This is a genomic window from Streptomyces sp. NPDC033221, assembly GCF_055577005.1.
In genome coordinates this window covers 1-17,382 of the sequence record NZ_JBVIQN010000069.1, presented here as the reverse complement: position 1 = coordinate 17,382, position 17,382 = coordinate 1, and the positions used below count along the sequence as shown (strand labels likewise).

General features: G+C 74.0%; 2 protein-coding genes. Both read left to right on the top strand.

The window, feature by feature from the left end:
* Nucleotides 1-8,279 (top strand): SDR family NAD(P)-dependent oxidoreductase (locus tag ACZ53K_RS41520; RefSeq protein ID WP_468848006.1); only part of this gene is annotated, 8,279 nt, incomplete at its 5' end.
* A gap of 179 nt (nt 8,280-8,458) precedes the next feature.
* Nucleotides 8,459-17,382: type I polyketide synthase (locus ACZ53K_RS41515; protein ID WP_468848003.1), on the top strand; the 8,924-nt coding region annotated here is incomplete at its 3' end.

Below are 17,382 nucleotides of genomic sequence, written 5' to 3'. Positions count from 1 at the left end.
TGGCGGCGGCCGCGGTGTGGGGTCTGGTGCGCTCGGCGCAGTCGGAGAACCCCGGGAGCATCGCACTGCTGGACCTCGAAGCCGGACCGGACGAAGCCGGAGACCTGACCGGGGTACTCGCGGACCTGCCGAACCTGCTGGCCACCGGCGACGCCCAGTTCGTGGTCCGCGGTGGCACCGTCCGGATGGCGCGGCTGGCCCCTCTCGGCAGCGGTACCGGACTGCTGCCGCCCGCCGAGGTGCCGTGGCGGCTGGACAGCGCGGCCAAGGGCAGCCTCGACAAGCTGGTTCTCGCTCCCTGCCCGGAGATTCTGGAACCCCTCGCCGAGGGGCAGGTTCGTATCCGGGTCGAGGCCGCGGGGGTCAACTTCCGCGACGTACTCGACGCACTGGGCATGTACCCGGGCGAAGCCGGGGCCCTGGGTGCCGAGGCTGCCGGTGTGGTGACCGAGACCGGGCCCGGTGTGGCCGGACTGCGCCCGGGGGACCGCGTGACCGGCCTGGTCCTCGGCGGCTTCGGCCCGGAGACCGTCGCCGACGCGCGGCTGCTGACCCGTATCCCGGAGGGCTGGTCGGCCGCCGAGGCCGCTTCCGTGCCGCTGGTCTTCCTGACCGCGTACTACGCTCTGAAGGATCTTGCCGATCTGCGGCCGGGCCAGTCGGTTCTGGTGCATGCCGGGGCCGGTGGTGTCGGTATGGCGGCGATCCAGCTGGCGCGGCACATGGGTGCCGAGGTGTTCGCCACGGCCAGTGAGGCCAAGTGGGGCACGCTGCGGGAGCTGGGTGTCGCCGACGATCACATGGCCTCCTCGCGTACGACGGAGTTCGAGGAGCGGTTCCGGGAGGTCACCGGTGGCCGCGGCGTGGACGTCGTTCTCAACGCCCTCACGGGCGAAATCGTCGACGCCTCCTTGCGGCTGACCGCCCCCGGCGGTCACTTCCTGGAGATGGGCCAGACGGACATCCGCGACCCCGAGTCCGCCGACGGAGTGCGCTACCGCGCCTTCGACCTCGCGGAAGCGGGCCCGGAGCGTACCCGGGACATGCTCGGCGCACTGCTGGAGCTGTTCGCTGCGGGTGTGTTGCGGCCGTTGCCGGTGGCGACGTGGGATGTGCGGCGGGCGCCGGAGGCGTTCCGGTTCATGAGCCGGGCGCAGCACATCGGGAAGATCGTGCTGACCCTGCCGCGGGTCTGGGACCCGGAGGGTACGGTGCTGATCACCGGCGGTACCGGTGGTCTGGCTGGTGAGCTGGCCCGGCATCTGGTGGCCGAGCGTGGCGTGCGGCATCTGCTGCTCGTCAGCCGCAGCGGCCCGGACGCCTCCGGCGCGGACGGGCTGCGGGCGGAGCTGGCCGGGCACGGCGCCGGGGTCACTGTCCTGGCGTGTGATGTGGCCGACCGGGAGCAGGTGGCAGCGGCGCTGGGATCGGTGCCCGCGGAGCATCCGCTGACCGCCGTGATCCACACGGCCGGCATCCTTGACGGTGATGAACTGACGTCGTTGACGCCCGAGCGGCTGTCGGCCGAACTGCGTCCCAAGGTGGACGGGGCCTGGCATCTGCACGAGGCCACCAAGAATCTCGACCTCGCCGCGTTCGTCCTGTACTCGTCCGTCTCCGGCGTCATGGGGAGCGCCGGTCACGGCGGGTACGCCGCGGGCAATGCCTTCCTCGACGCGCTGGCCCGCCACCGTACGGCGCAGGGCCTGCCCGCCCAGTCCCTCGCCTGGGGCGCCTGGGCTACGCAGGACGGGAGCACGCGGGCGTCGTCCGCCGCGGAACCGGAGCGGATCGCGTCCCTGGACGTGCCGCGGCTGTCGGCCGAGCGGGGACTGGCCCTGTTCGACGCCGCCACCGCGGCCGACGCGGCGCACCTCGTCCCGCTCGGACCCCTGGCCTCAGGTGCCCGGGGCCGCGGCGCCGTACCGCCGGTGCTGCGGGGCCTGGTCAAGGGCGCCCGCCGTACGGCGGCGGTCTCCGCCGACGGCACCGAAGCGGCCCTGCGGCTGACCCGGCGGCTGACCGAACTGAGTGCGGACGAGCGCAGCGCCTTCACGGTCGATCTGGTACGCGCCGAGGCCGCCGCCGTGCTCGGACACACCTCGGGCAAGGCTATCGACACCCGCCGGGACTTCCACGACCTGGGCTTCGACTCGCTGACCGCCGTCGAACTCCGCAACCGGATCGCCACCGCCACCGGCCTCCGACTGCCCGCCACCCTCGTCTTCGACTACCCCAACCCCACCACCCTCGCCGGCCACCTCATCGCCGAACTCCTCGACGAGCACGGCACGGACCGGGCCCCCGCCACGGTCGGCACGGCGTCCGCCGACGACCCGGTCGTCATCGTCGGCATGGCCTGCCGGCTGCCCGGCGGCGTGCGGTCCCCGGAGGACCTGTGGCGGCTCGTCACCGACGAGCGCGACGGCATCTCCGCCTTCCCGACCGACCGGGGCTGGGACCTGGAGACCCTGCTGGGCGGGGCGGAGGGCGACCAGGGCCGCAGCTCCGCCTCCCGGGGCGGCTTCCTGGACGGGCTCGGCGACTTCGACGCCCCGTTCTTCGGCATCTCCCCGCGCGAAGCCATGGCGATGGACCCGCAGCAGCGGCTGATGCTGGAGACCTCCTGGGAGGCCGTCGAGCGGGCCGGCATCGACCCGGTGACCCTGCGGGGCACCGCCACCGGCGTCTTCGTCGGCACCAGCGGCTCCGACTACGGCAGCATCCTGATGAACTCCGGAGAGGACGTCGAGGCCCACGCCAGCACCGGACTCGCGGGCAGTGTCCTGTCCGGGCGGCTGTCCTACACCTTCGGCCTGGAGGGCCCCGCCGTCACCGTCGACACCGCGTGCTCCTCCTCGCTCGTCTCACTCCACCTGGCGACCCACGCGCTGCGCAACGGCGAATGCTCGCTGGCGCTGGCCGGCGGTGTGACGCTGCTGTCCACGCCGATGAGCATCGCCGGCTTCAGCAGGCAGGGCGCGCTGGCGTCGGACGGCCGCTGCAAGGCGTTCTCCGACGACGCCGACGGCACCAGCTGGGCCGAAGGCGTCGGCGTACTCGTACTGGAGCGGCTGTCCGACGCCCGCCGCAACGGACACGACATCCTCGCCGTCGTCCGCGGCTCGGCCGTCAACCAGGACGGCGCCTCCAACGGCCTGACGGCACCCAACGGCCCGTCCCAGCAGCGCGTCATCGGCCAGGCCCTGGCGAACGCCGGACTGTCGACGGCCGACGTGGACGCGGTCGAGGCACACGGCACCGGCACCTCGCTCGGCGACCCGATCGAGGCCCAGGCGCTGCTCGCCACCTACGGCCGGGACCGGGCCGAGGGGCGCCCGCTGATGCTGGGCTCCCTCAAGTCGAACATCGGCCACACCATGGCGGCGGCCGGTGTCTCCGGTGTCATCAAGATGGTCCTGGCGCTGCGGCACGGCGTACTGCCGCGCTCCCTGCACATCGACACGCCCTCCTCCCACGTCGACTGGACGGCGGGTGACGTCCAACTCCTCACCGAGCGGACCGACTGGCCGGACACCGGCCGCCCGCGCCGCGGCGCGGTCTCCTCCTTCGGCATGAGCGGCACCAACGCCCACGCCATCCTCGAACAGGCACCGGAGACCGCCGGGCAGCCGGACCGGGACACCCGGCCCGTCGAGCCGCGCGCCGTGCCGTGGCTCGTCTCGGGCAAGACGTCCCAGGCACTGGCCGACGGCATCGAACAGCTCCGGGACTGGACCGGCGACCGGCCGGAACTCGCCCCGGCCGACGTGGGCTTCTCGCTGGCCACGGGCCGGCCGGTGTTCGCGCACCGCGCGGTGCTGCTGGCCGGGGAGGAGGTCGCGCGCGGCACGGCCGAGGACCGCTCGCTGGCCATGCTCTTCCCGGGCCAGGGCGGCCAGCGGGTCGGGATGGGCCGCGAACTGTACGACCGGTTCCCGGTGTTCGCCGAGGCCCTGGACGCGGCACTGGCCCACTTCGACGCCGAACTGCGGGAGGTGATGCTCACCGACGCCGAACGGCTGGACCAGACCAAATTCACCCAGCCGGCCATGTTCGCCATGCAGGTGGCACTGTTCCGGCTCGTCGAATCCTGGGGTGTACGCCCCGACTTCGTCGGCGGGCACTCGTTCGGCGAGATCGCCGCCGCGCATGTCGCCGGAGTCCTCTCGCTGGCGGACGCCTGCACCCTGGCGGCGGCCCGCGGGCGGCTGATGAACACCCTGGAAGGCCGGGGCGCCATCATGGTGGCGATCCAGGCGAGCGAGGCGGAGGCCGCCGCGCGGCTGGTCGACGGCGTGTCGATCGCGGCGGTCAACGGACCGGACTCGGTCGTCATCGCCGGCGACGGACCCGCCACACAGCGCATCACCGAGGCGTTCATCGCCGAGGGACGCAAGACGCGGCAGGTGGCGGTGCAGGTCGCCGGCCACTGCCCGCTGATGGACCCGATCCTGGAGGACTTCCGCCAGGTCGCCGAGGGCCTCACCTTCCACGAGCCGCGCCTGCCCCTCGTCTCGACCGTGACCGGCGAACGGGCCCCCGAGGAGCTGATGCGCTCCGCCGATTACTGGGTCCGCAACGTCCGCGAGCCCGTCCGCTTCGCCGACGCGGTACGCGCCCTGGCCGCCGAGGACGTCACGGCCTTCCTGGAGCTGGGCACCGACGGCGTCCTGTCGGGCATGGTCCCGCACAACGTGGACGGCACCGTCGTCGCCGTCAGCACCCTGCGCAAGGACCGTCCTGAGGAGACGGCCGTGCTCACCACCCTGGCGCAGCTGCACGTCGCCGGGGTCGAGGCGGACTGGGCCCGGGTCTTCGACGGCACCGGCGCCCGCCGTGTCGACCTGCCCACCTACCCGTTCCAGCACCGGCGCTACTGGCCGAAGCGGACGGCGCTGGCGGGCGACGTGACCTCCGCCGGCCTGCTGCCCACCGAGCACCCCCTGCTGGGCGCCGCGGTGGCGCTGGCGGACGGCGGCGGCATGCTGTTCACCAGCCGGCTGTCGACGGAGACCCACCCCTGGCTCAAGGACAACGTGGCAGGCGGCGCGGTCGTCTTCCCGGCCGCCGGCTTCGTCGAGCTGGCCGTACGCGCCGGAGACCAGGTCGACTGCGACCGGGTCGCCGGACTCGACCTCGACGACGCTCCGCTGGTGCTCACCGAGGGCGCGGCCCTGGTGTTCCAGGTGTGGCTCGGCGCCCCGGACGACGACGGCACCCGGCAGATCCGCTTCTTCTCCCGCCCCCAGGCCACGCCGGACGAGCCCTGGACCCGGCACGCCACCGGCACCCTCACCACCGGCCGGCACACCGAGAAGCCCCTCGACGTGACCACCTGGCCGCCCGGCGACGCGTCCGACGTCGACCTGGACGGGTACTACGAAGGGACCGGGTACGGCCCCGCCTTCCACGGACTGCGAGCGGCCTGGGTCCGCGGCGACGACACCTTCGTCGAAGCCGAACTCCCGGACGGCCTCGCCTCCGACGCCCCGTCCTTCGGCCTGCACCCCGCACTGCTCGAAGCGGTCCTGCACGGCACCGCCTTCAGCGACGTGGGCGACGAGGAGCACCTTTCCTACGCGGCCACCTGGCACGACGTGTCGCTGCACGCCTCCGGCGCTTCGGCGGTACGTGCACGGATCACGAAGACCGGCGCGGACACCGTCAGCGTCAGCGCGGTCGACGCCGACGGGGAACCCGTACTCTCGGCGCGCGCCGTCACGCTGCGCACCCTGGCGGAAGCCCCCGAGCGCGCCGTCCGCGGTCAGCGCCAGAAGCTGCTGCGCCTGGAGTGGATCCCCGCACCGCGCACGGAGGACGCGCCGAGCGCCCGGAGCACCGTCCTGGAGCCCCTGGGAACCGCGTCGCTCGCCGACATCGCGGGCACCCCGGACCTGGTCGTGGTCCCCGTTCCCCGTGCGGTGGACGGCTACCCGAAGGCCGTGCACGAACTGACCACCCAGGCTCTGCTCCTGGTACAGGACTGGCTCGCCGACGAACGCCACGCCACGGCCCAGCTGGTGTTCCTGACGCACGGCGCCGTCGGCGGCGGCGACCCGGCCGGTGCCGCCGTCTGGGGCCTGCTGCGCTCCACGATCGCGGAACACCCCGGCCGCTTCGTCCTGGCCGACATCGAGGAACCGGGCGACGACGGCGACGACCTCGCGACGCTCCTCGACGCCCTGCCGGGGCTGCTGCCCTCCGGCGAGACCCAGTTCGTCGTACGCGACAAGTCGGTGCTCATGGGACGGCTGGCCTGGCTGCCCGCCGACGCCGAGACCCGGTCGCCGCAGTGGGACCCCGAAGGGACCGTACTGATCACCGGTGGCACCGGCGGCCTGGGCATCGAGCTGGCCCGCTACCTCGCCACGACCGGCACCCGGCACCTGCTGCTGGTCAGCCGCAGGGGCCCGGCGGCCAGCGGAGCGGACGAACTGGCCGAGGAACTGCGGGCGCTGGGGGCCCAGCCCACCATCGCGGCCTGCGACACGGCGGACCCGGACGCGCTCGCCGGACTCCTGGCCGCCATCCCGGCCGGACACCCGCTGACCGCGGTCGTCCACCTCGCCGGTGTCCTCGACGACGGCGTGGTCACCGCGCTGACCCCGGAGCGCCTGACGCCGGTACTGCGGCCGAAGGTGGACGCCGCCTGGAACCTGCACGAGGCCACCAAGGATCTCGGCCTCGCCGCGTTCATCATGTTCTCCTCCGTCTCCGGTGTGCTGGGCGCCCCCGGCGTGGCCAACTACGCGTCCGCGAACGCCTTCCTCGACGGCCTGATCCGGCACCGGGCCGCCCTCGGCCTGCCGGGCCAGTCGCTCGTGTGGGGCCACTGGGACGGCGGTGGCATGGCCGATTCGATGAACCAGGCCACCGTGGCGCGCATGCGGCTCAACGGCATGGCGCCCGTCTCCATCGAGGAGGGCATGGCCCTGTTCGACAGTGCGCGCGGCTACGCCGAGCCCGTCGTGATGGCGGTGGGCCTGATCCCCGGCGCCCGCGTGCCGGAAGGACAGATCCCGCCGCTCTTCCGCGGGCTGGTGCGCCACAGCAGGCGGACCGCCGCCAACGCCACGAGCACCTCCGGCACCCCGGCCACCTTCGTCCAGGCCCTGCTCGAACTGCCGGAAGAGGACCGCGTACGACACCTCGTCGACCTGGTCCGCACCGAGGCCGCCGCCATCCTCGGCCACGCCGCCGAGGACATCGAGGACACCCAGGACTTCCTCGCGCTGGGTCTCGACTCGCTGACCTCGATCGAGCTGCGCAACCGGCTCGCCACGGTCACCGGGCTCCAACTGCCCGCGACACTGGTCTTCGACAACAAGACGCCCGCCAACCTCGGCGCCCGGCTGCGCGGCGAGTTCGGCGCCCAGCCCGGCCTGGCCGGCTCCCCGGACGGCGCTGCCCCCGCCCCGGCCGGCCCGGACCCCGACTCGCTGGAGCGGATGTTCCTCGACGCCATGGAAGGGGGCAGGTTCGCCGAGATCCGGCTCATGCTGTCGGCCCTGACGGGGCTGCGCCCGTCCTTCGAGGACACCGCCGCACCGGAGGAACTGCCGCTGCCGACCACGCTCGCCGAGGGACCCGCCGAGCCGCAGCTGATCTGCGTCAGCACACCCACCGCCAACGGCGGCGTCCACGAATACGCCCGGTTCGCCGCGTCCTTCCGGGGTGAGCGGCACATCAGCGGACTGCCCCTGCTCGGCTTCGCCCCGGGAGAACGGCTGCCGGCCACCCCCGCCGGCGCGGTCCGGGCCCTCGCGGAGAGCGCCCTGCGCGCAAGCGACGGCCGCCCGTTCATCCTGGCCGGGCACTCCTCCGGCGGGTCGTACGCGTACGTGGCCGCCGGGCTGCTGGAGACCTGGGGCATCAAGCCCGCGGCCGTCGTGCTGCTGGACACCGTCAGCATCCGGCACGACGACCGGGAGGAGATCGACTACGACAGTCTGATGCACCGCAACTTCCTGGCCGACGCGGAATCGCCGGTGCGGGTGACCAACGCCCGGCTGTCCGGAATGGGCCGCTACATGGGGCTGCTGGGCCACCTCGACGTGCAGCACACCACCGCGCCCGTGCTGATCATCCGCGCCACCAGGGAAACCTTCGCCATGGAGGGCACCGCGGCCGTCTCGGGCGACGACACGAAGAGCGACATGATCCCCTCGGCCGACGTCCGTCTCGTGGACGCGGACCACTTCTCCATGGTCCGCGACGACGCCCCGCAGACCGCGCGGATCGTCAAGGACTGGCTGGGCTCCCTCGGCGGGGAGTGACCCGGCCGCGGCAGACAGCGCCCCGGCGGGCGGCCATCCGGCCGTCCGCCGGGGCGTATCCGCGCACGGTCTAGGGAAACCCGCAGTCCACCTTGTGGAGGATGGCGGGGAAACGGTCGGACGTGCGTGTCCGCGCGCTGTGCCCAGGTACCGAATTCCACCGAAAGATTGGCGTCCTGATGTCCAACGAGGAGAAGCTGCGCGATTACCTCAAGCGCGCGATCGCGGACCTCCACGAGACCCGTCAGCAATTGGACGAGACGGAGGCGAAGCAGCGCGAGCCCATCGCGATCGTCTCGATGGCCTGCCGCTTCCCCGGCGGCGTCCGCTCGCCCGAGGAACTGTGGGACCTGCTGCGCGACGGCGTCGACGCGATCTCCTCCTTCCCCCGCAACCGCGGCTGGGACCTGGACACGCTGTACCACCCCGACCCGGCCCACCAGGGCACCTCCTACGCCCGCGAGGGCGGGTTCCTGCACGACGCCGGGGAGTTCGACCCCGGCTTCTTCGGGATCTCCCCGCGCGAGGCGCTCGCCATGGACCCCCAGCAGCGGCTGCTGCTGGAGACCGCGTGGGAGGCCGTCGAACGCGCCGGCCTCGACCCGGAATCCCTCGCGGGCAGCCGCACCGGCGTGTTCATCGGCACCGGCCACGGGGAGTACGACGCCGCGGGGAGCCGCCGCGCCGACGAGGTCGGCGGGCACCTGCTGACCGGCAACCACATCAGCATCGCCTCCGGCCGGATCTCCTATCTCCTGGGCCTGGAAGGCCCCGCGCTGACCGTGGACACGGCCTGCTCCTCGTCCCTGGTCGCCCTCCACCTGGCCGCGCACGCGCTGCGGCGCGGCGAGTGCGGCATGGCGCTGGTGGGCGGCGCCACCGTGATGTCCACGCCGAAGATGTTCGTGGAGTTCTCCCGCCAGCGCGGCCTGGCCGCCGACGGCCGCTGCAAGCCGTTCGCGGCCGCCGCCGACGGCACCGGCTGGAGCGAGGGCGTCGGACTGCTGCTCGTCGAGCGGCTCAGCGACGCCGTACGCAACGGCCACCCCGTACTCGCCGTGCTGAAGGGCTCGGCCGTCAACCAGGACGGCGCGTCCAACGGGCTGACCGCCCCCAACGGCCCCTCGCAGCAACGCGTCATCCGCCAGGCACTGAACGGCACCGGCCTGGCCCCCTCGGACATCGACGCCGTGGAGGCGCACGGCACCGGCACCACCCTCGGCGACCCCGTCGAGGCACACGCCCTGCTGGCCACCTACGGGCAGCAGCGCCCCGCGGACCGGCCCGTGCTCATCGGCGCCATGAAGTCCAACATCGGGCACACCCAGGCCGCCGCCGGCATCGCGGGCGTGATGAAGATGGTCCTGGCGATGCGGCACGGGCAGCTGCCCAAGACCCTGCACCTGGACGAACCCTCCGGGCACGTCGACTGGAGCGAGGGCAACGCCCGGCTCCTCGCGGAGCCCGAGCCCTGGCCGGACACCGACCGGCCGCGCCGCGCCGCCGTCTCCTCCTTCGGCATCAGCGGCACCAACGCCCACGTCGTCCTGGAACAGGCACCCGCCGTCGAGGACGGACCGGCCGCCGAACCGGCCGCCCGGACCGGCGGCACGCTGCCCTGGATTCTGTCCGCCCGCACCGAAGAAGCCCTGCGCGCGCAGGCCGAACGCCTCGGCCGCCACGTACGCGACCGCGCCGGCCTCGCGCCGGCCGCGGTCGCCCACGCCCTCGCGGGCGACCGTACGCTCATGGAACACCGCGCCGTACTCGTCGCGGCCGACCGCGAGGCGTTCCTGAGCGGCCTGGACGCCCTGGCAGCGGGCTGTACCGCCACCGGCCTGGTCAGCGGTGTCGCCGCCAAGGCCACCACCGCGTTCCTCTTCACCGGGCAGGGCTCCCAGCGCCTCGGCATGGGACGCGAGCTGTACGCCGAGCACCCCGGGTTCGCCGCGGCCTTCGACGCCGTGTGCGCCGAACTCGACCCGCACCTGGACCGGCCGCTGCGCGATGTCGTCTTCGCCGCGGAAGGCAGCGCCGAGGCCGCCCTGCTCGACCGGACCGCCTACACCCAGGCCGCCCTCTTCGCCCTGGAGACCGCGCTGTTCCGGCTCGTCGAGTCGTGGGGCACGGTGCCGCAGTTCGTCGCCGGACACTCCATCGGCGAGCTGACGGCCGCCCACGTCAGCGGCGTGCTCACCCTCCCCGACGCCGCACGGCTGGTCGCCGCGCGCGGCACCCTCATGCAGGCGCAGCCCGAAGGCGGCGCCATGGTCGCGATCCAGGCCACCGAGGAGGAGATCCGCGACCACCTCACGGGTCACGAGGAACACGTCGCGCCGGCGGCCGCCAACGGGCCCGAATCCGTCGTCATCTCGGGCGACGAACAGGCCGTCACCGAGATCGCGGCCCACTGGGCCGGGCAGGGCCGCCGCACCAAGCGGCTGCGGGTCAGCCACGCCTTCCACTCCCCGCACATGGACGGTATGCTGGAGGACTTCCGGCGCGTCGCCCAGGACCTGACCTTCCACGCGCCCCGCATCCCCGTGGTGTCCACGGTGACCGGCGCGCTCGCCTCCGAAGCGGAACTGCGCTCGCCGGACTACTGGGTGCGGCAGGTCCGCGAGGCGGTCCGTTTCTGCGCCGCCGTACGCACCCTCGAAGCCGAGGGCGTCACCACCTTCGTGGAGCTCGGCCCCGCCGGCGTCCTCACCCCCATGGTGCAGGACAGCCTGACCACCCTCGAAGATGCCGCCGTGGTGTCCCTCCTGCGCACCGGCCGCACCGAAGCGTCCGCGCTCATCGAGGGCATCGCCACCGCCTTCACCCACGGCGTACGCGTCGACTGGACCGCCTGCCTGGGCTCGCCCGGCACCTCCCGCGCCGAACTGCCCACCTATGCCTTCCAGCGCCAGTGGTACTGGCTCGGCCCGGCGGACGACGCGCCCGAGGCAGCCGCCGCCGAAGCGGGCGAGGCCGGATTCTGGGCGGCCGTCGAACGCGAGGACCTCCAGGAACTGTCGGCGGTCCTGGCCATTGACGGCAGTGAAGCGGACTCCCTCGGCAGCCTCCTGCCCACCCTCTCCTCCTGGCGCAGGCAGCGCAGGACCCAGGCCGCGGCGGACCGTTTCAGCTACCGCACCCACTGGACCCCGCGCACCGCCCCCAACGGCCCCGCCGCCACCGGGCACTGGCTCGTCGTCCTGCCCGACGGCCACGCCGAAGACCCGTGGACCGCCCGCCTCCTGGCCGCCCTGAACGACCAGGGCCTGCACACCGACGTACGCGAACTGCCCGGCACCCACGAAAGCGGCGACGCCCTCGCCCGGCCGGAAACCCCCGTCGACGGCGTCCTCTCCCTGCTGGCCCTCGACGAGCGCCCGCACCCGGACCTGCCCTCCGTACCCCGCGGCCTGGCCGCCACCACCACGCTGCTGCACGCCCTGGAAAGCGCGGGCATCCAGGCACCGCTGTGGTCCGTGACCCGCGGCGCCGTCGCCGTCGACCGGCACGAGACGCTCGACAGCCCCGTACAGGCACAGACCTGGGGCCTGGGCCGGGTCGCGGCGCTGGAGTCACCGCAGAGCTGGGGCGGTCTCGTCGACCTCCCCGAAAGCCTGGACGGGCGGGCCGTCTCCGCGCTGCTGACCACCCTCGCCTCGGCGGAGGACCAGGTCGCGATCCGCCCGGCCGGGACCTTCGCCCGCCGCCTGGAACGGATCACCCCCGGCGGCGACACCGGCGACCGGTGGAGCACCCACGGAACCGTCCTGGTCACCGGCGGCACCGGCGCCCTCGGCGCACACGTCGCCCACTGGCTGGCCGACGCCGGAGCCGAACACCTCGTGCTCACCGGCCGCCGCGGCCCGCAGGCCCCCGGCGCACCGGAACTGGCGGCCGCCCTCACCGACCGGGGCGTCAAGGTCACCCTCGTCGCCTGCGACGCCGCCGACCGCGACGCGCTGGCGGCCGTCCTCGCGGACATCCCGCCGCACCTGCCGCTGACCGGCGTCGTGCACGCCGCGGGCGTCCTCGACGACGGCGTGCTGGCCGCGCTCACCCCCGAGCGCTTCGAGACCGTACTGCGCCCCAAGGCAACGGCCGCACAGCACCTGCACGAACTCACCCAGGACCTGGACCTGGACCTCTTCGTGCTGTTCTCCTCCATCGTCGGTGTCGTGGGCAACGCCGGACAGGCCGCCTACGCCGCCGCCAACGCCTACCTGGACGCCCTCGCCGAACACCGCCACCGGCACGGCCTCCCGGCCACTTCCGTGTCCTGGGGCCCCTGGGCGGGCGAGGGCATGGCGACCGACAGCGACGCCGCCGACCGCTTCAGCCGCGACGGGCTGCCGCCCATGGCCGCGGCCCCCGCACTCGCCGCCCTGCGCCAGGCCCTCGCCCAGGGCATGACGCACGTGACCGTGGCCGACATCGACTGGAACGCCTACGCCCCCGCCCTGACCGCCATCCGCCCCAGCCCCCTCATCGGCGACCTGCCCGAGGCCCGCCGCGCGCTCGGCCCCGACGCCGGACCGCGCCGGGAACGCTCGCCCCTGCGCGACCGGATCGGCGCCCTGCCGCCCGCCGAGCAGGAACAGGCCCTGCTGACCATGGTCAGGGAAGAGGCCGCGAAGACCCTCGGCCACCCCTCACCGGACACCGTCGACGCCCGGCGCGCCTTCCGCGAGCAGGGCTTCGACTCGCTGATGTCGGTCGACCTGCGCAACCGGCTCGCCGCCGCGACGGGCCTGCGGCTGCCCGCCACCCTGCTGTTCGACCACCCCTCCGCCGACGCGGTCGCCACCTATCTGCGCTCCGAGGTCCTGGGCGCCACCGGGCCTGCCACGGTCGTCCAGGCCTCCGCCGCCGCCCTCGACGAACCGGTGGCGATCGTCGGCATGGCCTGCCGCTTCCCCGGCGGCGTGGACTCACCCGAAGCCCTGTGGCGCCTGCTGGCCGAGGGCGGCGACGCCATCACCCCGATGCCCGCCGACCGCGGCTGGGACCTGGACCGGCTCTACCACCCCGACCCCGACCACCAGGGCACCAGTTACGCCCGCGGCGGCGGCTTCCTGGACGGCGTGGCCGGCTTCGACGCGGACTTCTTCGGCATCTCGCCGCGCGAGGCCCTCGGCATGGACCCGCAGCAGCGGCTGCTCCTGGAAACCACCTGGGAGGTGCTCGAACAGGCGGGCATCGACCCGGAGTCCCTGCGGGGCAGCAGCACCGGTGTCTTCGCGGGCACCAACACCCAGGACTACGGCACCGTCCTGGACACCGCACAGGAAGAAGCCGGGGGACACCGGCTCACCGGCAACGCGCTGAGCGTCGTGTCCGGCCGCGTCTCCTACACCTTCGGCTTCGAAGGACCGGCCGTCACCGTGGACACGGCGTGCTCGTCGTCGCTGGTGGCCCTGCACATGGCGGCGCAGGCACTGCGCCAGGGCGAGTGCTCCCTGGCGGTCGCGGGCGGTGTGACGGTGATGTCCACCCCCTCCTCCTTCGTGGAGTTCGCCCGGCAGCGCGGCCTGGCCCCCGACGGCCGCTGCAAGCCGTTCGCGGCCGCCGCCGACGGCACCGGCTGGAGCGAGGGCGTCGGCCTGCTGCTGGTGGAACGGCTCAGCGACGCCCGCCGCAACGGCCACCAGGTACTCGCCGTCGTACGCGGCTCGGCCGTCAACCAGGACGGCGCGTCCAACGGCCTGAGCGCACCCAGCGGCCCGTCCCAGCAGCGGGTGATCCGGCAGGCCCTGGCCAACGCCCGGCTGACCGCCGCCGAGGTCGACGCCGTGGAGGCACACGGCACGGGCACGACACTGGGCGACCCGATCGAGGCCCAGGCCCTGCTGGCCACCTACGGGCAGGAACGGCCGCCGGAGCTGCCGTTGCTGCTGGGCGCGGTGAAGTCCAACCTCGGGCACACCCAGGCCGCCGCCGGCGTGGCGGGCGTGATGAAGATGGTCCTGGCGATGCGGCACGGCGCGCTGCCCCGCACCCTGCACGTCGACGAACCCACCGGACACGTCGACTGGACCGCGGGCGCGGTCGAGCTGATCACCGAGCACACCGCCTGGCCCGAGACCGGCCACCCCAGGCGAGCCGCCGTCTCCGGATTCGGCATCAGCGGCACCAACGCGCACGTGGTCCTGGAACTGCCCTCGGCCACCGAACCCGAAGCGCCGGTCACCACACCCGACGAGAACGACGGCACGCCGCCGCTGCTGCTCTCCGCCAAGACCGAAAGCGCCCTGCGCGCCCAGGCGGAGCGCCTGCGCTCCCACCTCGGCCGCGAGCCCGCGCCCCGGCTCACGGACGCCGCCTGCACCCTGATGACACGCCGTACGGCCTTCCCCCACCGCGCGGCCGTACGCGCCGACGACCACGGCACCGCACTGCGCGCCCTGGCCGCCCTGGCAGCGGGCGAGGCCGACCCCGCCGTGGACACCGGCACCGCCCACACCGGCCCGGACGCCGTCCTCTTCGCCGGCCAGGGTGCCCAGCGCCTCGGCATGGGACGCGAGCTGCACGCCCGTTACCCCGCCTTCGCGGAAGCGTTCGACGCGGTCTGCGCCGCCCTGGACGAGCACCTGGACCGCCCCCTGCGCGACGTCGTGTGGGGCGAGGACGCGGACCTGCTGAACCAGACGGCCTACACCCAGGCCGGACTCTTCGCCATCGAGGTGGCCCTGTTCCGGCTCGTCGCGTCCTGGGGCGTCAAGCCGCAGTACGTGGCCGGGCACTCCGTCGGCGAGATCGCCGCCGCGCACGTGGCCGGGGTGTTCTCGCTGGCCGACGCCTGCGCGCTGGTCGCGGCACGCGGACGGCTCATGCAGGCGCTGCCCGCCGGCGGCGCGATGGCGGCGATCCGCGCCACCGAGGAAGAGGTGCTCCCGCACCTGACCGACGACGTCGCGCTCGCCGCCGTCAACGGCCCCACGGCCGTGGTGGTGTCCGGCGCCGAGGACGCGGTGCTCACCATCGCGCGGCACTTCGAGGCCGCCGACCGCAAGACCACCCGCCTGCGGGTCTCGCACGCCTTCCACTCGCCGCTGATGGACCCGATGCTGGCCGGCTTCCGCGCCGTCGCCGAGAACCTGACCTACGGCGAGCCGGCGCTGACCGTCGTGTCCAACGTCACCGGCGACCTCGCCACCCCCGCCCAACTGCGCACCCCCGAGTACTGGGTCACCCACGTCCGCGCGGCGGTACGGTTCGCCGACGGGATCAGCGCCCTGCGCGCCCAGGGCGTGACGCGCTTCCTGGAACTGGGCCCCGACGGCACGCTCACGGCCATGGCACGCGAATCGCTGCCCGACGACGGCGCCACCGACCGGAGCGCTCCCGAGACCCTGCTCGTCCCCGCCCTGCGCAAGGACCGCCCCGAGGAAACGACCCTGCTCGCGGCCCTGACACAACTGCACGTACACGGTGCGGAGATCGACTGGGCCGCGTTCCTCACCGGCCGGGACGCGCGCGCCGTCGACCTGCCGACGTACGCCTTCCAGCACCAGCGGTACTGGCCGACCCCCGACCACACCCGTACCGGAGACATCGGCGCCGTCGGCCTGGCGGCGACCGGCCACCCCCTGCTGAGCGCCGCCCTGGAACTGCCTGACGGCGACGGCCTGCTGTTCACCACACGCCTGTCCCTCGCCACCCACCCCTGGCTGGCCGGGCACGTCATCATGGGCTCGGTCCTGCTTCCGGGCACGGCCTTCGCCGAACTCGCGATCCGCGCCGCCGACGAGGTGGGCTGCGACCGCGTCGACGACCTCACCCTGGCCGCCCCGCTCGTCCTGCCCGAACACGGCGGCGTACACCTCCAGCTGCACGTCGGCCCCGCCGACGAGACGGGCCGCCGCACCTTCGGCGCGCGCTCCAGGACGGACGGCGACGGCGACCACCCATGGGTGCAGCACGCCACCGGCGTCCTCGCCACCGGCCCGCAGCCGGCCGCGACCGACGTCGACTTCACCACCGCCTGGCCGCCCGCCGACGCCGAACCCGTCGACCTGACCGGCTTCTACCCGAACCTCGCCGACCGCGGCTTCGACTACGGCCCGCACTTCCAGGGCCTGCGCGCCGCATGGCGCCGGGGCGACGAGGTCTTCGCCGAGGTCGCCCTGCCCGTCGCGGCGGAAGGCGACGCGCCCGCCTACGGCCTGCACCCGGCCCTGCTCGACGCGGCCCTGCACGTCGTCACCTTCAACGGAATCGACCAGCAGGTCGTGCCGTTCTCCTGGGAAGCCGTCTCGCTGCACGCCTCCGGCGCCGCGGCGGTACGGGTCCGGGTGACCCGGCGCAGCGGCGACACGGTGTCCGTGGACGTCGCCGACACCACGGGCGAACCCGTCGCCACCATCGGCGCGCTCGTCCTGCGGACGGTCTCCGCCGACCAGTGGGACAGCGGCACGAACCCGGCCGTCCGCGACGCGCTGTTCCGCCTCCGGTGGAACCCCGTAGCCCTGCCCCCGGCCGGGACCGCGGAGACCGTCGCGGCCATCGGCTTCTCCGAAAGCGCGTCGTCCGAGTGGCGCGTGGACGCGGTCGGGCACTTCGCGGATCCGGACGCGCTGGCCGCATCCGGCCCGGCCCCCGGCGCGGTGCTGGCGGCGCCGCCCACCGGCACGTCGGGGACGGTGGAGTCCGTCCACGCCGCGACCGCCTGGGCGTTGGAGACGGTGCAGTCGTGGCTGGCCGACGAGCGGTTCGCCGCCTCGCGTCTGGTGTTCGTGACGCGTGGCGCGGTGTCCGGTACGGATCTCGCGGGCGCGGCGGTGTGGGGTCTGGTGCGCTCGGCGCAGTCGGAGCATCCGGGCCGGTTCGTGCTGGTGGACCTGGAGGGCGACGCCGATACGACGGTGCTGCCGCAGGCGCTGGCGTCGGACGAGCCGCAGCTGGTGGTGCGCGGTGGGGAGGTGCTGGCGGCGCGGCTGACCCGCGCCCAGACGCAGCAGGCTTTCGCCTGGGACTCGGCCGGTACGGTGTTGATCACCGGTGGTACGGGGGGCCTGGGCCGTACGGTGGCCCGGCATCTGGTGGCGGAGCATGGGGTACGGAGTCTGCTGCTGGTCAGCAGGCGCGGTCTGGCCGCGGAGGGTGC